Source organism: Kribbella sp. NBC_00662, from assembly GCF_041430295.1.
GTDB lineage: Bacteria > Actinomycetota > Actinomycetes > Propionibacteriales > Kribbellaceae > Kribbella.
This window is the reverse complement of record NZ_CP109029.1, coordinates 3,832,845-3,852,843: the sequence shown is the minus strand read 5'-3', so window position 1 is coordinate 3,852,843 and position 19,999 is coordinate 3,832,845. Positions and strand designations below refer to the sequence as shown.

The 19,999-nt window shown below is 67.9% G+C and carries 21 protein-coding genes and 1 pseudogene; 9 read left to right on the top strand and 13 right to left on the bottom strand.

All coding sequences use genetic code 11. The annotated features are described in order from the left end of the window. Positions 1-104: 104 nt before the first annotated feature. The 7 genes and pseudogenes from OHA10_RS19360 to OHA10_RS19330 form a co-directional block, all read right to left on the bottom strand. Positions 105-578, bottom strand: coding sequence for a CinA family protein (locus OHA10_RS19360; RefSeq protein WP_371407633.1), 474 nt, complete (start codon positions 576-578; stop codon positions 105-107). Continuing rightward, positions 575-1,057 carry a hypothetical protein gene (locus OHA10_RS19355; protein WP_371407632.1) on the bottom strand — a complete coding sequence of 161 codons (483 nt, stop codon included), beginning with the start codon at positions 1,055-1,057 and terminating at the stop codon, positions 575-577. Before OHA10_RS19355 ends, OHA10_RS19360 begins: the two co-directional genes overlap by 4 nt. Before the next feature lie 3 nt (positions 1,058-1,060). Continuing rightward, complete coding sequence (locus OHA10_RS19350; protein WP_371407963.1) at positions 1,061-1,633, bottom strand: molybdopterin oxidoreductase family protein; 573 nt, start codon at positions 1,631-1,633, stop codon at positions 1,061-1,063. Positions 1,634-1,999: 366 nt separating this feature from the next. Then, positions 2,000-3,506, bottom strand: a pseudogene (locus OHA10_RS19345) (molybdopterin-dependent oxidoreductase); the annotation flags it as partial. Between the two features lie 109 nt (positions 3,507-3,615). Beyond that, positions 3,616-3,777: a hypothetical protein gene (locus OHA10_RS19340; RefSeq protein ID WP_371407631.1), complete on the bottom strand. Its 162-nt coding sequence runs from the start codon at positions 3,775-3,777 to the stop codon at positions 3,616-3,618. A 65-nt stretch (positions 3,778-3,842) separates the two neighbouring features. Then, positions 3,843-4,319: a hypothetical protein gene (locus OHA10_RS19335; protein WP_371407630.1), complete on the bottom strand. Its 477-nt coding sequence runs from the start codon at positions 4,317-4,319 to the stop codon at positions 3,843-3,845. Continuing rightward, on the bottom strand, positions 4,316-5,428 hold the full coding sequence (locus OHA10_RS19330; protein WP_371407629.1) for an alpha-amylase family glycosyl hydrolase: 1,113 nt from the start codon (positions 5,426-5,428) through the stop codon (positions 4,316-4,318). The genes OHA10_RS19335 and OHA10_RS19330 overlap by 4 nt, the downstream gene beginning before the upstream one ends. 95 nt (positions 5,429-5,523) lie before the next feature. Between OHA10_RS19330 and OHA10_RS19325 the strand changes: the two genes are divergently transcribed. After that, positions 5,524-6,402: an SDR family oxidoreductase gene (locus tag OHA10_RS19325; protein WP_371407628.1), complete on the top strand. Its 879-nt coding sequence runs from the start codon at positions 5,524-5,526 to the stop codon at positions 6,400-6,402. 21 nt (positions 6,403-6,423) lie between these two features. Here the strand turns inward: OHA10_RS19325 and OHA10_RS19320 are convergent, their stop codons facing one another. The 3 genes from OHA10_RS19320 to OHA10_RS19310 all read right to left on the bottom strand — a co-directional run bounded on the left by OHA10_RS19320 (position 6,424) and on the right by OHA10_RS19310 (position 8,337). Next, the gene (locus OHA10_RS19320) at positions 6,424-7,380 is read right to left on the bottom strand and encodes a TIGR03557 family F420-dependent LLM class oxidoreductase (RefSeq protein WP_371407627.1); all 957 of its coding nucleotides are present in this window, start codon (positions 7,378-7,380) and stop codon (positions 6,424-6,426) included. 16 nt (positions 7,381-7,396) lie between these two features. After that, positions 7,397-7,735 (bottom strand): hypothetical protein, encoded by a 339-nt coding sequence (locus OHA10_RS19315; RefSeq protein WP_371407626.1) that lies wholly within the window; start codon positions 7,733-7,735, stop codon positions 7,397-7,399. A 131-nt stretch (positions 7,736-7,866) separates the two neighbouring features. Next, positions 7,867-8,337: an ester cyclase gene (locus OHA10_RS19310; RefSeq protein WP_371407625.1), complete on the bottom strand. Its 471-nt coding sequence runs from the start codon at positions 8,335-8,337 to the stop codon at positions 7,867-7,869. A gap of 546 nt (positions 8,338-8,883) precedes the next feature. On the opposite strand from OHA10_RS19310, the gene OHA10_RS19305 reads away from it, so the two are divergent. The 4 genes from OHA10_RS19305 to OHA10_RS19290 all read left to right on the top strand — a co-directional run bounded on the left by OHA10_RS19305 (position 8,884) and on the right by OHA10_RS19290 (position 12,889). Beyond that, positions 8,884-9,552 carry an RNA polymerase sigma factor gene (locus OHA10_RS19305; RefSeq protein WP_371407624.1) on the top strand — a complete coding sequence of 223 codons (669 nt, stop codon included), beginning with the start codon at positions 8,884-8,886 and terminating at the stop codon, positions 9,550-9,552. Continuing rightward, positions 9,549-10,640 (top strand): CU044_5270 family protein, encoded by a 1,092-nt coding sequence (locus OHA10_RS19300; protein ID WP_371407623.1) that lies wholly within the window; start codon positions 9,549-9,551, stop codon positions 10,638-10,640. The genes OHA10_RS19305 and OHA10_RS19300 overlap by 4 nt, the downstream gene beginning before the upstream one ends. 657 nt (positions 10,641-11,297) lie before the next feature. Beyond that, on the top strand, positions 11,298-11,804 hold the full coding sequence (locus OHA10_RS19295) for a SigE family RNA polymerase sigma factor (RefSeq protein WP_371407622.1): 507 nt from the start codon (positions 11,298-11,300) through the stop codon (positions 11,802-11,804). Positions 11,805-11,815: 11 nt separating this feature from the next. Continuing rightward, positions 11,816-12,889 (top strand): hypothetical protein, encoded by a 1,074-nt coding sequence (locus tag OHA10_RS19290; protein WP_371407621.1) that lies wholly within the window; start codon positions 11,816-11,818, stop codon positions 12,887-12,889. Between the two features lie 757 nt (positions 12,890-13,646). On the opposite strand, the gene OHA10_RS19285 is transcribed toward OHA10_RS19290, so the two are convergent. Continuing rightward, the gene (locus OHA10_RS19285) at positions 13,647-14,111 is read right to left on the bottom strand and encodes a nitroreductase family deazaflavin-dependent oxidoreductase (protein ID WP_371407620.1); all 465 of its coding nucleotides are present in this window, start codon (positions 14,109-14,111) and stop codon (positions 13,647-13,649) included. Between the two features lie 239 nt (positions 14,112-14,350). On the opposite strand from OHA10_RS19285, the gene OHA10_RS19280 reads away from it, so the two are divergent. Next, positions 14,351-14,935: a TetR/AcrR family transcriptional regulator gene (locus OHA10_RS19280; protein ID WP_371407619.1), complete on the top strand. Its 585-nt coding sequence runs from the start codon at positions 14,351-14,353 to the stop codon at positions 14,933-14,935. A 13-nt stretch (positions 14,936-14,948) separates the two neighbouring features. On the opposite strand, the gene OHA10_RS19275 is transcribed toward OHA10_RS19280, so the two are convergent. Further along, entirely contained in the window at positions 14,949-15,584 is a 636-nt protein-coding gene (locus OHA10_RS19275) for a LysE family translocator (RefSeq protein ID WP_371407618.1), read from the bottom strand. Positions 15,585-15,644: 60 nt separating this feature from the next. Continuing rightward, on the bottom strand, positions 15,645-16,295 hold the full coding sequence (locus tag OHA10_RS19270) for an NUDIX domain-containing protein (RefSeq protein ID WP_371407617.1): 651 nt from the start codon (positions 16,293-16,295) through the stop codon (positions 15,645-15,647). 128 nt (positions 16,296-16,423) lie between these two features. On the opposite strand from OHA10_RS19270, the gene nadC reads away from it, so the two are divergent. From nadC to nadB, 3 genes are read left to right on the top strand one after another with little or no spacing between them, the layout of a single operon-like run. After that, entirely contained in the window at positions 16,424-17,278 is an 855-nt protein-coding gene (gene nadC / locus OHA10_RS19265; RefSeq protein ID WP_371407616.1) for a carboxylating nicotinate-nucleotide diphosphorylase, read from the top strand. Positions 17,279-17,330: 52 nt separating this feature from the next. After that, on the top strand, positions 17,331-18,305 hold the full coding sequence (gene nadA, locus OHA10_RS19260) for a quinolinate synthase NadA (RefSeq protein WP_371407615.1): 975 nt from the start codon (positions 17,331-17,333) through the stop codon (positions 18,303-18,305). After that, on the top strand, positions 18,302-19,822 hold the full coding sequence (gene nadB / locus OHA10_RS19255) for an L-aspartate oxidase (protein WP_371407614.1): 1,521 nt from the start codon (positions 18,302-18,304) through the stop codon (positions 19,820-19,822). Before nadA ends, nadB begins: the two co-directional genes overlap by 4 nt. Positions 19,823-19,999: the final 177 nt, after the last annotated feature.

Here is a 19,999-nt window from a genome sequence, read left to right as displayed (position 1 = left end):
TTGGGCGGGTGGCTCCGTGTGGAAGTTCCAAGATGTTCGTACGGCGTATGTGCGACATCCGTCACCGGCTTGCCCGACCCCACCGCAGGTACAGCAGGCCGCCACTAAGCCTCGACAGCGCTGAGAAGCATCCGCAAGGCGGTGAAAGTGGCCTGATCGACGACCTGGGATGGATCGCCCTCGAAGACGTTGTGGGTGACGTGCTCCTGGGAGAGGTGGGAGACGGCTGTGTAGACGGTGCCGGCGGGGTGGCCCTCGTCGGGGTCCGGGCCACCGACACCTGTGACTGCGACCGTGATGTCGGCTCCCAGCAGCCGGGCGACGCCTCTGGCCAACTGGACGGCGCAGCGTGGTGTCACCACCGGGCCAGGATCGACGTTCAGGACCTTGAACTTGACGTCCGCGGCGTACGCGACCACTCCCCCGGCGAACCACGAACTCGCCTCGGGCGCCGCCCCGAGCTGACTTGCGATGGCCCCGCTGGTCAGTGACTCGGCGACAGCAATCCGCAGCCCGGTCGCGAGCGCTCTCCGGCCGATGCGCTCCGCGATCTCAGCCGTCTCGTCGTCCGGGCTCACGGGGTGACCATGATCTGCGCCGCGTTGGTCTTGAGTGAGGCATTGGCCCAGCGCAGTTGCCGGAGCGTCTGCGGATGGCATTCCTGGCTCAGCCGGAGCAGCCCCTCGTCCTTCAGTGCCTGAGCGGTCTGAGCGAGGATCTCCCAGTCCAGCGAGACCCCGGCCGCCTGGCGGTGGATCTCACGAAGGTCCTTGAGGAGCAGCAGCCCAGGATCGTGTCGCCGACCGGCCAGTTCGGCGCCTCGCAGGCGGATCGTTGCCATCAGCCCTGAATCGTCCGGGTCGAGGTCCAGGCCGTAGTTCCGCCCGTGCTCGGCGAGCTTGTGGACGTGCTGCTCTGACCACCTGGCCAGGTCATGCCCGAGGTAGAAGATGTCGTGGTCGACCTTGTGCCTGTCCGAGGCCCGGAGGAGTTCTGCAGCGAGGTCACCCTCCGCGCGGTGCAGTTCCTCGATCGCCAGTCCTACCTTGTTCTTCATCCGTCACTCCAGCCTTTCCAGTACGGCCGCCGCTGCTCCACCGCTGGTCTCCGGCACGGACGCGCCGGCAACCGGACGCGAGGCGGTCGTCGTGGGAGCGCGAGACGGACCGTCAGCGACGCTGATGCGCTCGACCCGGGCCGCTGCGGACTTGAACAAGGGCTGCTTCGAGCACGGGTCCCAGTCGGTGACGGTCAGCTCGTTCGCAGCCCGGCCGCGTTCAGCCGGTCCGGACCCGCCCGGCGTGTCCCAATACCCGTAGTGGAACGGCAGGAACAGCGTCGAGCGCCGAATACCACTCACCCGCAACCGAGCCTCGACCCTTCCCCGCGCGGTCGACACCCGCAGCACATCACCTTCGCCCCACCCGTGCTCAGCGGCATCCTCGGCAGACATCTCGACCCACACATCCGGTGCGGCCGCCTGCAACTGCGGCACCCGCCCGGTCTTGGTTCGCGTGTGGAAGTGGTACAGCGTGCGCCCGGTCGTCAACAGATACGGGAACTCCGCCGACGGAGGCTCGTGCGGCGGCAGGTACTCCGCAGCTTTGATCACGGCCTTCCCGTCGGGATTCATGGCCTTGTACTCGACCGGCTCCACCGGCGCGCCGGTGACCAGGTCCTTCCCGTAGCTCTCGCAGTACGACGGCGCGCTCCAGAACTCGCCGTCGACGTAGATGCGCTCGGTACCGTCCGGATGTTCGTCGTTGCACGGCCACTGGATCCCGCTCCCGCCACGAAGCTTGTCGTACGTCAGCCCGCTGTAATCGCACGGGCGGCCGGCGCTACAGGCCTTCCACCCCTCGAACGCACCCTCAGGGTCGCTCCACTTGACCAGCGGTTCGCCGTCCTTGTCCCGCAGATCGAGCCGCCGTGCGTAGTCGAGGAAGATGTCGAGATCGGGTCGTGCCTGGCCCGGCGGGTCCACGGCCTTCTCCGACAGGTGCACGGTGCGGTCCGCGTTCGTGAACGTGCCGGTCTTCTCACCCCAGGTCGCGGCCGGGAGGACGACGTCGGCGAGTTGAGCGGTCTCGGACAAGAAGATGTCCTGCACGACGAGGAACAACCGCTCCTGGGACAGTACGTCGCGGATGCGACCGAGTTCCGGGAGCGAGACGGCCGGGTTCGTCCCGCTCACGTACAGGAAGCGGATCGACCCGTCCTCGGCGTACCGCAGTATTTGCATCAGGTGCGTCGGCTCCGAGTAGTGCGGGATCTGGGCAGGCTCTACATTCCAGACCCGGGCCAGATCCTTCACCTGCTCGTCATTCGCCCAGTTGCGGAATCCCGGCAAGTCGCCATCCGCCCCGCACTCGCGGGTGTTCTGGGCTGTGGGCTGGCCGTTCATCTGCAGAATGCCGCAGCCGGGCTTGCCGAGCATCCCGCGGAGCAGGTGGACGTTGTTGACCTGCACCGCCGCCGCAGTTGCCTGATGTGACTGATAGAACCCTTGCAACACGGTCGACAGCAGCCGCTCAGCCTGTCCGAGCAGCCGCGCTGCCGCACGAAGATCTTCAGCGGGTACGTCGCAGATCTTGGCCGCCCAGTTCACGTCACACGATGCGACCTGCTTCGCCAGCTCGTCGAAACCGACGGCGTGCTGGCCGATGTACGCGTGGTCGACCCAGTCGTTGGCGATGATCTCGTGCAGGAGCGCATTCATCAGCGCAACGTTCGTACCGGGTCTCGGCGCCAGATGGACGGTCGCGGCCTCGGCCACCGGCGTACGGCGTGGGTCGACGCAGAGGAGTCGCGGCGGGTTCGGGCCGGCCAACCGGTCGAGGATCCGGCTCCACAGCACCGTCTGCGTCTCGGCGACGTTGTGGCCGTACAGAGCGATGACGTCGGCGTGATCGACGTCGGTGTAGGAACCCGGCTGGCCGTCACTGCCGAACGACTCCTTCAGCGCCGCCGCGGCCGTTGCCGTGCACAACCTTGTGTTGCCGTCGACATTGGTTGGTGCCGATCCCGCCGTGGGCGATCAGCGCGAGGGTGTAGTACTCCTCGAGGAACAGCTGCCCGGTCGTGTAGAAGCCGATCGAGCTCGGGCCGCGTTCCTCGAGCAACTCTTCGGTTCGACCGGCGACCATCGACATCGCGGTCTCCCAATCCGTCTCGACCAGGCGTCCGTCACGACGGACCAGAGGCGACGTCAACCGGTCCGCGGAGTTGTTGGCCTGGTAGCCGAACAAGTCCTTCGGGCCGAGCCGGCCATGGTTGACCCGATCCGTCGCACGCCCGCGTACTCCGACGATCCGGCCGTCCTTCACCGCGATGTCCAGCCCGTCGCCGTTCGAATGCAAGATCGTCGCCGACTGGAACCAAGCGTCCACGTCGGCTTCGGCCAGCCCGTCGTCGAGGCGGGTGTCGACCCGGACCGGCCACGGCTCACCCTTGCCGTACGGCGTCCGCGTCCCCCACGGCTCCGCTATCCGATCGATCGTTCCCATGACCCGCGAGTTCCCCGCCACCGAGGCCGGGAAACAGCACCGCCCCCCGAGGCTCCGTGGTGTCCAGGAACGGACCCATCACCTCGTACAGATGCAGGTCCGAGCGCCTTCATACGTTCTCGGGCCTCGGCAGCTGCTCGTCCGGATCCTCGTCGGGCTGCGGCTCGGGGTCCGGGTACGGCGTGATGTCCGGATCGTCGTCCCGGCCCGGGCGATCGGGGTCGGTGGGATCGGGCAGCGGCGGAACCGGCGGCACAGGCGTCGTACTCATGATGACCTCCAGACGAAGGAACGTGATTTCCTGTGCCCGCCCGGCAACCCATCCATGCAAGGCATTCAGCTGGCATCGTGGACGCGTAACCACCGGTACCCGTAGCCGGTCAGGACCAGGTCCTCGGTCGCCGGCTGATAGTTGCTGTCCGCAAGCAGATCGGCGCGCACGTCGTACGGCAGGTGCACCCGGACTTCGTCCGGTGACAGGTTGGCGAGCATCAGTACGGCGTCGTCACGGCGGCGGTGCAGGACGCCGAACACCGAGCGCGGCTCGACCGCGATGCCCTCGCAACTGCCGGACGGGAGTACGCCGAGACCGCGCCGCGTGGTGGCGAGTTGCGAGACGCGGCTGAGCAGCGAACCTGGGCGCAGCTCCTGCTCGGCGACGTTGACCGTCGTGAACGCGTAGGGACCAGAGGCGATCGGAGCAGGCTCGACAAGACCGAGTGGTGCCTTGCTGAAGCCGGCGTTGTCCGCGGCCGACCACTGCATCGGAGTCCGTACCGAGGCACGGTCGGGCAGCGAAAGATCCTCGCTCATGCCGATCTCCTCGCCGTACCGGATAACCGGTGCCCCGGGCAACGATTGCGCGATCGCATGCGCCATCGCGATCCGCCGCTCGTCACCGAGCATCGGCGCCAGGCGACGACGGATCCCCCGCCCGAAGGCACGCATGTTCTCCTCGGGGCGAAGGCATCGAACACCTCGTTGCGCTCGGCCTCGGTGAGTCGATCGAGGTCCAGCTCGTCGTGGTTGCGCAGCCAGTTGACATACGTGCACCCGTCCGGTGGCTGCGGCTGCGCCCGCAGGCCCCGGAGCAGCGGCTCGGCATCGGAGCGGGCCAGCGCGAGGAAGAGCAGGTTGTTCGTCCAGAAGTCCAGCACGGCGTGCAGCCGGTCGGCGTTGCCGAAATACGGGCCGTACTGGTCCGGCGCCACGTCCACCTCGCCCATCAGCGGTACGCCGTCAGCTGCGGCCGCCAACTCGGACAGGAACCAGTAGCCGTCGTCGCGACCGTCGGCCAGCGCCGCCTGCCGGACCATGTACGGCACCGCGTCGACGCGGAACCCGTCCACACCGCGGTCCAGCCAGTGCCGGATGATCCCGGCGATCTCGGCCCGGACGGCGGGATGGCCGACGTCCAGGTCCGCTTCGTGCCGGTAGAACGCGTGCCGGTAGTACTTCCCCACCTGATCGTCGTACGCCCAGATCGAGTCCTCGACCCCCGGGAACACCGGCTTGTCCACGGCCGGATCGTCCCGCGGCTCCGACGCCCAGACGTAGTAGTCCCGGTACGGCGAATCCGCGTCCGCCCGAGCAGCGCGGAACCACGGGTGATCCACCGAGGTGTGCTGGACGACCAGCTCGATCATGACCTTCAGATCCAGCTGGTGGCACCGCGCGACCAGCGTCTCGAAGTCGGCCATCGTGCCGAACCGGGAAGACACATCGCGATGGTCCACGATGTCGTACCCGGCATCGCGGTACGGCGAGACGTAGAACGGCTGCAGCCACAACGTGTCGGCCCCGACCGCTCGGATGTGGTCCAGCTTGCGGACCACGCCTTCCAGATCACCGGCGCCGTCACCGTCGGAGTCGAAGAACGTCGCCGGATCCAGCTGATAGATCACCCGTCCGTCGAGCCGCATGGCCGGCCGGTACCCGCGCTCGCCAGGCAGAAAACGCGCGTGCCAGGCGCGAGCAGCGGGTACCGCGAAGGCGACCCGACGACGAAAGGCAGACGATGAGCAGCGACCCGACGACCAGGTACGCCGGCCCGGAGCAGCAGGAGCCGCAGAGTCAGGAGCATCCCGGGCACAGTGGCGCGATGACCCCGGAGCCGGACTACGGCGAGCAGACCTATCGCGGCAGCGGGAAGCTGACCGGCAAGCGGGCGTTGATCACCGGCGGCGACTCGGGGATCGGACGCGCGGTTGCTCTCGCGTTCGCGCGTGAGGGCGCGGACGTGATGATCTCTCACCTCGAGGCCGAGGAGCAGGACGCGCGCGAGACCTGCCGCCTGGTGCGCGAATCGGGGCGTACGACGGCCGCGCTGGCCGGGGACATCCAGGACGAGCAGCACTGCGGGCGACTCGTCGACGAGTGCGTGCAGGAGCTCGGCGGGATCGACATCCTGGTCAACAACGCGGCGTACCAGATGTCGCAGGAAGGGATCGCGGACATCTCCACCGAGCAGTTCGACCGGGTGCTGAAGACCAACGTCTACGCGATGTTCTGGCTGTGCAAAGCCGCACTGCCGCACCTGTCGGAGGGATCGGCGATCATCAACACCACTTCGATCCAGGCATACGAGCCGTCGCCGAACCTGCTCGACTACGCCACCAGCAAAGCGGCGATCCTCAACTTCACCAAGGGACTGGCGCAAGAACTGGCGCCGAAGGGCATCCGGGTGAACTCCGTCGCGCCCGGCCCAATCTGGACACCGCTCATCCCCGCGACGATGCCCGCCGACAAGGTCGCGGACTTCGGCGCCGACACCCCGCTGGGCCGAGCCGGCCAGCCCGCCGAACTCGCACCCCTCTACGTCTTCTTCGCCTCGGACGACTCCACCTACGTCACCGGCGAACGCATCGGCGCCACCGGCGGCCGCCCTCTCCCCTGACAACCGACCCGCTGAGGAGTGTCAGAAGGCACGGAGCGCGGGGAGGAGTTCGGTGCGGGCGAAGTCGAAGAAGCCGTCCATGTCGGGGCCGGCGTTGATCAGAGCCAGCCGGTCGAAGCCTGCATCGCTGAACTGTTGCGCGACCTCGACATGGCGTTTCACGTCCGGACCGCAGCCGAACTGCTCTCGCATGTGGTCCGCGGTGACCAGCTCGGTTGCGGCGTCGAAGTTGACCGGATTCGGAAGCTCGGCCTGCACCTTCCAGCCAGTCACACCGAACCTGAACAGCCGCCGCGCCGACTCCGCCGCATCCTCCACCGAGGCAGCCCACGACAACGGAACCTCCGCGTACCGGGGCCCGTCCCCACCGGCCTTCTGGTACGCCGCAACGAGATCCGCGCTCGGCTCCGTGGCGAACAACGCGTCGCCGAGCTCTGCCGCAAGCTCCGCAGCCTCGGGACCGCCCGCGGCCACCGCGACCCTCGGCGCCTCGGCAGGCAGGTCGAAGACCCTGGCGTCCTCGAGTTGCAGATGCTTGCCGTCGTACGAGTGGTATCCGCCGCTCCACAACAGGCGGATGATCTCGAGCGCCTCCCGCAACATCTCGTGCCGGACCGCCACCGACGGCCAGCCCCGGCCGACCACGTGTTCGTTGAGCCGCTCGCCGGCACCCACGCCGAGCGTGAACCGCCCACCCGACAGCAGCGACGTCGTCGCGGCCATCTGCGCCACGACCGCCGGGTGGTAGCGCAGGAACGGACACGTCACGCCGGTCGCCAACTCGATGGCCGACGTCCGCGCTGCGATCGCGGCAAGCATCGAGAACGCGAATCCCGAATGCTCGTGCTCGCTGACCCACGGATGAAAATGATCGCTGACCTCCACGAAGTCGAACCCGGCCTCCTCCGCCGTGATCGCCTGCTCGACGATCTCCGTCGGTGAGTACGCCTCCGCAATCAGCTTGAACCCGATTCGCACGCCTTGCCTCCTACTCTCAGCGGTCGGTCTTCGATCGTTCACGGTCGGCTCGCAGCTCGTCTTCCCGAGTGCTGACCTGCCTCAGGTCGATCCGACGAGTGCGCGTCAGGTAGAACGTCCCGCCGCCGACCAGCGCGACCACGACCAGCGCAGCCACCACCACCCAGGCAGCGCCGTTGTAGTCCCTGGGACTCGCGTCGGTCGAGCCAGGGGGATTCGCAGGTTCCGACGGCGAAGATCCGACCGTCGGTGAGGGCGACGGCGACTCGGCCGACGCGATCGCCGGTCCGGAGACGACGAGCACGAGGCCCAAAGCCACCGTCGCAGCCAGCATTCGCCACGCTCTGTACGTCATAACCCCCGGGTTCCCCGACGTCCACCGACAAAACCGCCGAGCGACACGCGGCGGCTGGCACAACACATGACTGAGTCATATGAATGAGTCAGGTCAGAAACGAACGTCTGGGCCGCCTGGACGCTGCGCAGTCACGACGCCTCGCCGCCGCCGTCGTGGACGTCGCGCCCCCCGGCGTGGGTCTGCGCGATCTTGCGGCACTGACACTGATCGCCACTGAATTGGGACGCGACCGCATCGCGGTCGATGAGGGACCAGACGTGCGCGATCCGTCCGCCCTCGAACCGGTAGAAGACGTGCTCGGCGAAGGAGACCGCCCTGCCTGTCGGTTCAAGGCCGAGGAATGTACTTGTCGGGGTGCAGTCGAACCAGAGCCGGCAGGCCACCAGGTCGCCACCAGTGGACAGCAGCTGAGCCTCGAAGCGTAGATCCGGGACCGCACGGGCATCCTCCGCGATCATGTCGGCGTACTCCTGGCGGGTCAGCAGCTTGTCGTTGTAGACGAGTTCGTCGCAGACGTAGCGGTCCAGCTCGCCGAACCGCCGGCCGTTCAGAGCGTCGAGGTAGGCCAGGTACGTGGACTCCAGGTTGTGGTCGGCCACAGGTTGTCCTTTCAAATCATCCGGCTCGCAGACGGCACTCGCAGAGCTCGACCCGGCTCCAGTCTCCGCCACCCACTGCAACGACCACTGCTGACCCGATGCCTCGACGTCGCCGTGTTCGCGGCCGTGCTGTTCAAGCTCGGTCCGGACTGGACCAGTTGTTGCATCAGGCAACACGACCGTACCCGATCGGACACGAGGGGTGGGCAAGGTACGCGTACTACGGGATCGCTTGTTCGGCGCTGCGGTGACGCCGTACGGTCTTCTTCTCCTCAGGAGGCGTTGCGGAGAAGTGCGCGCGTCGCGACTGGGAACCGAGCGGCGCCTGCCCGCAATTCTGCTCATGCCCCGCCGACGAGGGCATAGCCCGTCGGCTCGGTGTGAGCTATCGAACCGCTCGGCCCCGCATCGGGTTTGATTGCAGACCTCGGTGCGATCGGAGCATGATGCTATGGCGGTGTTGGTGGAACTGTTGAACAGGGTTGTTCGCGGCATGTTTCCGGTGTGCGGCGGGAAGTGCCGGCTGCCGATCGGGCAGAAGCAATCGTGAACCAATTCCACACCGCATCGTTCGCCTTGGAACGCGTGCCGGTCGAGCCGCATCGGACGCGGGAATCCTCCCGGCCGCCTGCGGCTGGTCCGGCAGGGCGGTCCGAGGATGCCGAACTCATTTCCTCCGGCCATGAGGCGCAGGCGGACTTCGCCCTGTTGTTCGACCGGCATGCCGTCGCGATCCACCGGTACGTCGCCCGTCGACTCGGCACCAGCGAAGCTGACGATCTGGTCGGCGAGACGTTCCTGATCGCGCTCCAGAACAGACACCGCTACCGCGATTCCCCGGCAGGCGCCCTGCCGTGGCTCTACGGGATCGCGACCAATCTGATCCGCCGAAGGCGGCGAGACGAGGTCCGCCAGTACCGCGCGTACTCGCGCTCCGTTCCCGGTGAATCCCTCGACGGCCCGGATCTCCTCGAGGCGGAGGTTACCGCGCGGGTCGACGCCAAATCCGCCTCGCGCGCGCTGGCCGGAGCTCTGGCCAGGCTGCGGCAGGTCGACCGGGACGTCTTGCTGCTGTTCGCCTGGGAAGACCTCAGTTATCCCCAGATCGCGGACGCCCTGAACATTCCCGTCGGGACCGTCGCGTCCCGTCTTCACCGAACGCGGCGAGTCCTGACCAAGGCACTCGGCCAGAACTTCCAGGAGGACCCCTCGTGAACGAGATCGACCTGCTCAAACGGGTACGCGACGACGTACCCCAGCCCGACCCGATTGCCCTGGCCCGCGCTCGTCAGCGTCTGCTGACCCCGCCTCCAGTCCGCCGCCGCCCGGCCACCTTGCGCCGGACGGTGCTCGCGGGGGCACTCGCCGCGACACTGGCCGGCGGATTCCTGATCAACGATGTCGTCACCAAGAACGACGCTCCGCCGCCTGGCGCCGCCGCTGACGCCGGCACCTTCCTGGCCACCGCGGCCAGACTCACCGGAGCCAGTGCGGACGCGCCGATTCCACCAGGCCGGTACCGTCAGATCACCCAGCGAAGCCAAGCGACGTGGAACTTCGGACCGAGGAACACGTATCGCGGCACGAGCCTCGACGTGACCGACTGGTGGATCGGGTCCGATCAGAAACCGCCGTACACGGCGATCTCGGTGCTCGGCGCGAAGAAGGAGTTCTCCAGTGAGACGGCCAGGAAGTACTGGGCCAAGGCCGACCCACTGAACGTCAAGCCACAGACCCTCAGGTCGGGTGATGTCTGCGGGGTAGGCACGGACGGCGGCTACCTCGCAGTCCGGCCGCAGGGAGCGGGGAGCAACTGCATGCCGAGTTGGTTCACACCGTCCCCCGACTTCCTCGCCCGGTTGCCCCGGGATCCGGGCAAGCTCCTCGCGACCCTTCGCAAGAACGACGGGATGGCCCCGGCCCCGGGTACCACCCCCGAGCGTGCCGACTCCGCGGCGTTCGACCGCGCCACCCTCGTCCTGGCCTCGGGGATCGCTCCTTCCGACCTACGAGCGGCTCTCTACGAGGCGGTCCGGACTATCCCCGGCATTCAGTTGCAGGCCGACGCGGTGAACCTCGACGGCAAGAGCGGCCGCGCGGTCAGCCTGGTGGAGCAGTTCGGCATTCGCAAGGAACTGATCATCGACCCTCGAACCGGCCAGTTCCTCGGTCTTCGTGAGGTCGCCACCATCACCGCACCTCTCAACGGCGACGGCGACCCGATGCCCTACAAGCGTGGCGACGTCGTCAAATGGACCTCCGTCAGTACCCGAATCACCCCGACCCGCCCGACGATCCGCTGACCAACACCGCTGACCCCGGCGCAGTGCATCTCGGCGATCGCGGTGGACTGAGCGGCTGGCGACGATCAAGAGTGTCGCCGAGACGGCCGAGCGCCGTACAGGAAGTCCTGGCGTCACTGGCCCAAGTCCGTGGGCCGGTGACGCCAGTCGCGCGCATGGATGGTCAGCACCGCCCGCCGCCAGCTCGTCGTCACCTTCCGCGAGCCGGCGGCGCAGTTCGGTCGGTGGCGGCGTGCGAGCGGAGGCTGTCGAGCTCGGATTCGGAACCTCGGGAGCTCCACCACGAGTGAGGTACTTCCGCGCCCATCCGGTCTTTGCCTGGAGCAACTGTCGAACATCGCCGCGGCGCGGTTGACGGCCAGCAGCCGCTGCCGTTCCGCGATGGATGGTACGGCGTTCCGGTCAGGCGGCCGGTTCACGATACTGCCGGTGACCTCGAGTCGTCGTTTCATGACTCCGACACCGGCCTCGGCATCGCCGTCGCGGAACTTGGCTTCGTGGATCCAGGACCATCCCGTCCTTCGACGCGTCGTGCCCAGAGGCAACGACGGCTTCAGGCCGGCAGCCACCGCAGCGTCCACAGAATTCCGGCTCGGTGGTGCAACTTTACGGACCCGGTCTTCCGTTTTGAGCGCGACATGGAGAGTGGAGGCGCGGATGGCGGAGCGGGACAAGACGTTCGTCGAGTTCGTGGAGGCGGCGTTTCCGTCGCTTCGGAGGACGGCGTACTTGATCGGCGGCGACTGGCACAAAGCGGACGACATCGTCCAGGAGACGCTCTGCAAGTTGTACCTCGCCTGGCCGAAAGTGCAACGACTCGACAACACGTTCGCCTACGCCCGGCGGACGCTGGTCAATGTGGCGTACGACGGTGGCCGGCGTCCCTGGCGTCGGGAGGTGACCAGAGCCGACATCTCGGAGTACGCCGTCCGGAGCGGCGACTTTGCGGCTGGGCACGCTGACCGTGACGAGGTGCTCGAAGCGCTGCGAGCACTAGGGCCAAGGCAGCGTGCCTGCATCGTCCTGCGGTACTACGAGGACCTCTCGATCGAGCAGACCGCCGAGATCCTCGGGTGCTCGGAGGGCACCGTGAAAAGTCAGGTTGCCCGCGGCCTCGAAACTCTCCGCAAGGCCATCGACCGGCGACGGAGTCCGGCGCTGTGAAGGAGCACGAAATGAAAGACACCCGCGAGGTCAGCGCTGAGCTACATCGCCTGGCCGACAATGCACCACCAGATCACTTCGACACCGAGGCCTTCCTCGCCCGAGGCCACCGCAGCCTCCGGCGCCGCCGCCTCCTCGGCGCGGGCGGCGCCATCGCCGGCGTCGCTGCGGCAGCCCTCGCTGCCACCCTCATCCCCAACCTCATCGCCACCGCCGACGACCCCGGCGTAGCCGGCAACCAAACCGAGAACTCCCAGTTCAGCTCGGTCCCGGGTGTCCCCAGCGGCGAGGACGGCGCCGGCCAGCGGATCTCCAAGCAGGAGGCCGAACGCCGTTGCGCGCTGCGCTACCCCGGAACGAAGGGCACGATGAAGGGAAGCAGCGGCTTCCGGTCCGTGAGCTCGCAGCCCTACATCTACAAGATCTCTGCGGGGGCACCTGTGACCCCGTTCTGCACGATCCCCGGCGGCGACAAACCGTCGGCCGCACTGGTCGCAGCGGCGAAGGCGGATCCGTTCCCGAAGGACGCCGCCGGCCAGCTTCGCAACTGCTCGGTGAACGCATGGGTCGATATGACCAAATGGCACGTCCTGGTCTCTGACCGTCTGAGCCTGGACAACGAGAAGAACTACCGCGGATTCGACCGCGAACTGCTGATCGCGATGTCACCGTCCGGCAAGACAGCAATCGCGTGCCAGTTGCCGGCGAACGATCTCCGAGACGTCGGCTATGGCTGGGGCGTCACCGCCTTGCGCCTCGACGACCTCGGCACGGACTACCCGCGACTCCTGCTACCCGACGGGACCTGGGGCAAAGACATCGCGGCGATCCTTCCCGAGGGCACGGACTGCAACGGCAACATTTGTGGCCGCTCGCTGCCCACCGGTTGGGGGCGAGCACCGGCGAACACCGCGAAGGTCGTCGTACAGATCGGCTCCGGCCCGAAGTACGAGTCACCGCTCAAGGATGGCTGGTACACCTTCACCGCGATCGACAAGAACAGTCACTCCACCGACGATCCGCTGACGGTGAGAGCGTACGACAAGGACGGAAAACTCCTCCAGAAGATCTATCCCGAGAAGTGACCGAACACGCCGGCCCGGGGATGCCCCCGGGCCGGCGTGCGTCAACGGATGCTTGCCGGACAAGCGCTAATCAACGGCAAGCAATGGGACGTTGAAGAGATCGGGCTGCCGGGGCCGTGAGAACCCCGGTGTGAGCGGTAGCCGAGTGCGCCTTCAGACCAACGGACACATGGACGTGTGGCAACAGTTCCCGATCCCTCGTCGTACACAAGCGAGCCACCGCCCGTGCACGCCCAGCCAGGCCAACTGGGACTCCTGCCGTGGGAGCGACCGGACGGCGAGCCACATGAGGCCAAGATCCTCTTCCGATGGCGCGATGATCGGCACATCCGGGGCGCGGGGATACAACCAAAGCATCTGGCTGCCTGCTCTCCGCGAAGGCCGAGGTCATCCCGGAGCCCACCAGGAACGCACGTGGCGGACTTCAATACGCGACGAATCGCGAGACCGGGTGCGCGCCCTGCGTCATTACTATGCGAGCGTCTCGCTTGCTGACGGCGTGAACATCAAGGAGCTCGCCGAGTACCTCGGGCATAGTGATCCTGGGTTCATGCTCCGGCTCTACACCCATATGCTGCCGTCCTCGCACGAGCGCGCCCGCAAGGCCATCGACTCCAGGGTCGGGCGGATCTTCTCGCTCTCGACTCACGGAGCAGCGACGGAGCAGACGCCGAAATCGCACTCAGCTGACCTCGCCGAACAACTGGCCGAGCCAGCAGAGCCCAAGGCCTCGCAGAGCTTACGAACCCGCGCTGACTCACGCAGGATCCGAGGACGGGTTCGCCGCGTTGGTCGGCTCGAGAATGACGACTGGGATTTGTCGTTGGGTGCGGTCCTGGTAGCGGCCGTAGCCCTGGTAGACCGACACGATCCTCGGCCAGAGCTTTGCTCTCTCGTCCTCCGCGGCGGTGCGTGCCGTCATCCGGCGCGTGCCGTCGCGGCGCGTGGTGAGCTCGACTCTCGGGTCGTGGCGGAGATTGCGATACCACGCAGGGTTTCTGTCGTCGCCGCCGAACGACGCCACCAGCACCACGCGACCGTCCTCGATGATTGGTGCAGCCAACGTCGTGGCCCGCCGCTGGCCGGACTTCCTGCCGGTGGTCACGAGCCCGACCACCGGCATGCCCATGGCACGGCCGAACACCCGCCCCTTCGATCGGAAGAAGACAGCCACGTGCAGCCTGGTCGAGGCCTTGAACATCACATCCTTGACGCGCGACATCACGATCACCTCAGTACGACGGCGTTCACACGCCGGTGGGTTGGAACAGGAACGACGGCCGGCCCGGAGTTATCGCAACTCGGAGTTGCGATGCCAGGTTCTCATGTCGATCCGAAGATCGCAACTCAGAGTTGCGATAGGCTGACGTCGTGGAGACCGGACGAAGCCGAGGTGGAGACTCCGAGACCTCGGCAAAAGGCTCGCGGCCGCACGGTCGCGGCCCCAAGGTGCGAGCCGCGGTGCTCACCGCGACGCTGGCCGAATTGGCAGACGTCGGCTATGCGGCACTGACCATCGACAACATCGCGCGGCGCGCCGGGGTTCACAAGACGACGATCTACCGCCGCTGGCCGGACCGGGAGACGCTGGTCGCTGACGTCCTCGGCGAACACATCGCCACGGACTTCCCAATCGCCGACACGGGCAGTGTGGAAGCTGACCTCCTCCAGCTTGCGGAGGCGTTCGTTGCCTGGGTGACCGATCCGCCCGGCCGGATGATCTTCAGCGCTATCTACAGCGACGCTGCTCGGATTCCCGGCATCGCTGATGCTCGCCGCGACCTGTTCGAGTACGGTCCCCGTCGCGCCGCAGTGGTGATAGAGCGCGCCGTCGCGCGCGGCGAACTGCCGGCCGGCACGGATCCGGCGGCTGTCATCAGGACGCTGATCGCGCCGATCTACTTCCAGCTGACGGTGACCGCCGAGCCGCTGGACCAGGCCGCCGCCGATCAGGCGGCACAGATCGCCCTGGCAGCAGCCCGCGCCGGCGTCCTCCGCCACCAGCCCGGAGACGCCAGCCCAGAGGCGCCAGGAAGCGGCGGCTAGCTAGCGGTTCGGCCTACACCGCCGGGCGCTCGATTGCGAGTCCGACGCCGAACACGGCCAGGATCGCGCCGCCCACACGCAGGATCGCGCGGGTCACCCTCGCATCGCGCAGCAGCTTGGCGGCGGTGCTGAAGACCAGCGCGTAGGCGACCAGCGACAGGAATCCGATCAGCGCGAACATCGCACCGAGCATCAGGGCCTCGACAGGCCGCGCACCGTGGCCGATGAACTGAGGGATGACGCTGGTGAAGACGATCACGGTCTTCGGGTTGGACAGGTCGGTCACGAGGCCTTCCCGGAACGCCCGCCGACGGCTGCGCGGTTTGCCGGCCCCGGACAACACAGCGCCGTGATCCGACGCCCCAGCGGTCGCCCGGGTGACCAGGAGCTTGATGCCGAGATAGATCAGGTATGCGGCTCCGACGTACCGAACCACGTCGAACGCGATCTGGGACGACACGAGCAGCGCGGTCAGGCCGGCCACCGAGGACGCAGCCCAGACAAGATCCGCGGTCAGGACCCCCAGCGCGGTGAGGAGCGCGGGCCTCCGGCCACGAGCGACCGCGCTCTTGAGAACCAGCATCACCGCCGGCCCGGGAATGATGACCAGGACCACGGACAGAGCGGCGAAGGCGAGGATCGATGACATGAGCTCATTATCTTTGCCCTCGGTGCCACGCGCTTGCGTCGGGGAGAGCTCTTCGGGCCGTCAGCGGGGTGGGCGGAGTACGGCGAAGGGGTCCGTGACGGTCAGTTCGCGGGCGGCGAACTTGTAGACGGTCGCGGGCCGGCCGCCGCTCTGACCGGGGGCGGCTCGGCGGTCCGTCGGGTCGATCACGTGCCGCCGGGTCAGGACGCGGGTGAGATTGGTGGCGCCGAGCTCGTACCCCAGGGCGGCGCCGAAGAGGTCGCGCAGCTCGGCGATGGTGAACTCCAGCGGAGCCAGCGCGAACCCGATGTTGGTGTACGACAGCTTGGCGCGCAGCCGCGCGACCGCGGCCTCGATGAAGAAGTGATGGTCGAACGCGGTCGGCGGCAGCTCGTCGACCGGGTGCCAGACCGTGTCCGCCGGCAACACCGGCCGTACGTCGGACGGCACCAGGCCGAGATACCCCGTGGCCAGCACGCGGGCCCGCGGATCGCGGTCGATCGCGCTGTGGGTGGCTACCTGCTCGAGGTGCGCGACGTCGCGGACGTCGACCTTCGCCGCGAGGTGTGCGGTGATCGCCTCCCGCAGCCGCTGCGCGGGCTCGACCCCGCCGCCGGGAAGCGCCCAGCGGCCACGGAACGGACTCCGGGCGCGCTTCCACAGCAGGACGCACAACCTGCCGTCGCGGACCGACAGAACGATGGCGAGCACTTCGTGCGGGTAACTGGGGAAGTTAACCGGATCACCTTTCTTGGCTACGGGCACGCCGCCGATGGTAGCGTGCACCTAGTTATCGCCTCTCAGGCGAAAACATGCCGAACCCAGACGGAGATGAACCCGTGCAACTGACGACAGAAACGGTCCGGACCGCGGTACTGGCCGCACTGGCCGAGGACCAGGCGGCAGACGACGTCACCACGCGATGGAGTGTCCCGGCGGACCTGCGGGTCGAGGCGACGATGATCGCCAAGCAGCCGGGCCGCGTGGCCGGGCTGCCACTGGTGGCAGGCGTGTTCGCCGCGATCGATCCCGACGTCTCGGTGGAGCTGGTGGTCGCCGACGGCGACCCGGTCGTCCCGGGGCAGCTACTGGCACGGTTGAGCGGCCCGGCCCGCTCGATCCTCACCGGCGAGCGGGTGGCGCTGAACTTCGTCCAGCGGATGTCGGGCATCGCAACTCTCACGTCGGCCTTCGTGGCGGCGATCGGGGCGCACCCGGTCCGGCTCCTCGACACCCGCAAGACCGCGCCCGGCCTGCGGGCCACGGACAAGTACGCCGTGAGCTGCGGAGGCGGCACGAACCACCGCCTCGACCTGGCCGCCATGGTGCTGCTGAAGGAGAACCATCTCGCCGCGGCCGGCGGCGTCCTCCCGGCCGTTCGCCGGGTCCGGGACGGCATGACCGCGGAAGGCCGGGAGCTGGCGATCGAGGTCGAGGTCACCACCACCGAGGAAGCCCGCCAGGCGCTGGACTGCCAGGTCGAGTGGATCCTGCTCGACAACATGACGGCCGACGAGATGGCCCGGATCGTCGAGCGGCGCAACACCACCGGGTCCGGCTCCCGGCTCGAGGCCTCCGGCACCGTCACCCTCGACACCATCGCCGACGTCGCCGCCACCGGTGTCGACGCCGTCTCGGTCGGCGCCCTGACCCACTCCCCCGCGGCGCTCGACATCAGCCTGCTCGTCGCTTAGTCGTCCCCAGTTATCGCCTATCAAGCGAAATCTCTCGAGAGAAGGACCTGTTGTGACCGTTGGCACAGCAATCACATGGCAGGACGAGGTACGCCGCCTCGCCCAGGAGCGGGACGCCGTCGTACTCGCCCACAACTACCAGGAACCGGCGATCCAGGACGTCGCCGACCACGTCGGCGATTCCCTCGCGCTGTCGAGGATCGCGGCGAGCACGGACGCGTCCACGATCGTGTTCTGCGGCGTGCACTTCATGGCGGAGACCGCCAAACTGCTCAGCCCGGACAAGACCGTGCTGATCCCGACCGCGCAGGCGGGCTGCTCGCTCGCGGACACCATCGACGCCGACCAGTTGCGGGCCTGGAAGGCCGAGCACCCCGACGCCGCGGTGGTCGCCTATGTCAACACCAGCGCCGCGGTGAAGGCCGAGGCAGACGTCTGCTGTACGTCGTCCAATGCGGTGGAGGTGGTGAACTCGATCCCGGCGGACCAGCCGATCCTGTTCCTGCCCGACCAGTTCCTCGGCGCGCATGTCCGGCGGCAGACCGGCCGGGACAACATCGAGGTGTGGATGGGCGAGTGCCACGTGCACGCCGGCATCAGCGCGGCCGATCTGCGCGCCCAGGTGGCCGCCGATCCCGAGGCCGAGGTCCTGATCCATCCCGAATGCGGCTGCGCGTCGTCGGCGGTCTGGCTCGCGGGTGTCGGCGACCTGCCGGCCGAGCGGACCCACATCCTGTCCACCGCCGGCATGCTGGACACCGCTCGCGACCTGACCGCGAAAACGGCTCTGATCGCGACCGAGATCGGCATGCTCCACCAGCTCCGCAAGGTCAACCAGCAGACGAACTTCCTGCCGGTGAACCCGAAGGCGTCCTGCCGGTTCATGAAGATGATCACCCCGGAGCTGCTGGTCCGGTGCCTGCGCGAGGGACGCGACGAGATCCAGCTCCCGCCCGAGATCATCGAGCGGGCCCGGCGTTCGGTCGAGCGGATGGTCGCGATCGGCAAGCCGGCGGGTGCTCGATGACGCGCGCGGTGGACGTCGTCGTCATCGGCTCCGGCGTCGCCGGCCTGTCGACCGCACTGGGTCTCGCGGCGACCCGTGAGGTGCTACTGCTCAGCGCGGGCGACGGCAGCACCCCCTGGGCGCAGGGCGGCGTCTCGGCCGCGTACGGCGAGGACGATCCGCTCGACCACGCGCACGACACCGACGTCGCGGGCGCGGGCTTCTGCGACCCCCGCAACGTCCGGGCGCTGGTCGAGGAAGGACCGCAGCGGGTCGCCGAGCTCATCGCCCACGGGGCTCGCTTCGACCGCAACGCCGACGGATCGCTGTCGAGGACTCTGGAGGGCGGTCACAGCCGTCCACGGATCGTGCACGCCGGCGGTGACGCCACCGGCGCGGAGGTGCATCGGGCGCTCCGCAGCGCCCTGGAGCGGACCGGCGTACGGACGATGACCGGACGGACCGTCGGGCTGCTCCAGTCGGACTCCGGAAGCATCGTCGGCGTGCTGCTCGACACCGGCACGCGGACCGAGCAGATTGACGCGCGCGCCGTGGTGCTCGCCACCGGCGGTATCGGCAACGCGTACCTGGCCAGCACCAACCCGTCGACGGTGCGTGGCGACGGCATCGCCTTGGCGCTGCAGGCGGGCGCATCGCTGGTGGACATGGAGTTCGTCCAGTTCCACCCGACCGTGCTCTACACCGGCGAGACCAGCGGCCAGTTGCCCTTGGTCACCGAGGCGGTCCGGGGTGAAGGCGCCGTACTGCGTGACATCCACGGCCGCCGGATCATGGACGGGCTGCACCCGCGGGCCGATCTGGCTCCGCGGGACATCGTCGCGCGGGCGATCGAGTCGACGATGCGGCGGGACGGATCCGACCACGTCTGGCTCGATGCGACTGGTGTCGCGCCCGACGTACTCCGACGGCGGTTCCCGACCGTGCTGGCGTCCTGCGCACGCATCGGCGTGGACCTGCTGTCCGAGCAGATTCCGGTCGCGCCGGCCGAGCACTTCCTCTGCGGCGGCGTCCGGACCGACCGCAACGGAGCAACCGAAGTACCAGGTCTGTACGCCGTCGGCGAGGTCGCGGCGACCGGCGTCCACGGGGCCAACCGGCTCGCGTCCAACAGCCTGCTGGAAGGCCTGGTCTTCGGCCGGCGCGTCGCAACGGCCCTGACTCTCGACCTCCCGGCGCTGGACCGCGGCCGCACGCACGAGCTCGTGCTCGGCGAGGATCGCGAGCCGGAGCGGATCCGCACGATCCTGACCCGGTACGCCGGTATCCGCCGCGACGGCGCCGGCCTGAACGCCGCCGCGGACGAGCTCGGCTCCGCGGGCACCGGGCCGCTCGCGACAGTGGCACGATCCGTCGTCGCGGCAGCAACAGCCCGGCAGGACAGCCGCGGCTGCCACTGGCGCTCCGACCATCCCCGCCCCGACTCCCGCTGGGACGAGCACATCGTCGTACGCCTCGACGAAGCCGGGACGACTCCGGAAATATCCAACATGTTCCTGTCCTACGCTGCCCATAAATAACAAAGCGCAGATAAATAGAAATAGTATTCTCCGGCTCACGCTAGGTGATATTCGGGGCTATTCCGAGACGTTCCCGTTCTGCTATTTGTCACTGCAAGTATGAGCGTGATTGCTGCGGAGTAATCGCTTGATTCGATTAACCAGAAATTCGTGCCGGACATCGTGGAGGCGTCTGGA

Excerpts from the sequence above, each read along its gene's own strand:
- OHA10_RS19355 (WP_371407632.1), bottom strand. The coding sequence starts at position 1,057 with ATGAAGAACAAGGTAGGACTGGCGATCGAGGAACTGCACCGCGCGGAG.
- OHA10_RS19350 (WP_371407963.1), bottom strand. The coding sequence starts at position 1,633 with ATGAATCCCGACGGGAAGGCCGTGATCAAAGCTGCGGAGTACCTGCCG.
- OHA10_RS19340 (WP_371407631.1), bottom strand. The coding sequence starts at position 3,777 with ATGAGTACGACGCCTGTGCCGCCGGTTCCGCCGCTGCCCGATCCCACC.
- OHA10_RS19335 (WP_371407630.1), bottom strand. The coding sequence starts at position 4,319 with ATGAGCGAGGATCTTTCGCTGCCCGACCGTGCCTCGGTACGGACTCCG.
- OHA10_RS19330 (WP_371407629.1), bottom strand. The coding sequence starts at position 5,428 with ATGCGGCTCGACGGACGGGTGATCTATCAGCTGGATCCGGCGACGTTC.
- OHA10_RS19325 (WP_371407628.1), top strand. The coding sequence starts at position 5,524 with ATGAGCAGCGACCCGACGACCAGGTACGCCGGCCCGGAGCAGCAGGAG.
- OHA10_RS19315 (WP_371407626.1), bottom strand. The coding sequence starts at position 7,735 with ATGACGTACAGAGCGTGGCGAATGCTGGCTGCGACGGTGGCTTTGGGC.
- OHA10_RS19295 (WP_371407622.1), top strand. The coding sequence starts at position 11,298 with ATGGCGGAGCGGGACAAGACGTTCGTCGAGTTCGTGGAGGCGGCGTTT.
- OHA10_RS19290 (WP_371407621.1), top strand. The coding sequence starts at position 11,816 with ATGAAAGACACCCGCGAGGTCAGCGCTGAGCTACATCGCCTGGCCGAC.
- OHA10_RS19285 (WP_371407620.1), bottom strand. The coding sequence starts at position 14,111 with ATGTCGCGCGTCAAGGATGTGATGTTCAAGGCCTCGACCAGGCTGCAC.
- OHA10_RS19275 (WP_371407618.1), bottom strand. The coding sequence starts at position 15,584 with ATGTCATCGATCCTCGCCTTCGCCGCTCTGTCCGTGGTCCTGGTCATC.
- nadB (WP_371407614.1), top strand. The coding sequence starts at position 18,302 with ATGACGCGCGCGGTGGACGTCGTCGTCATCGGCTCCGGCGTCGCCGGC.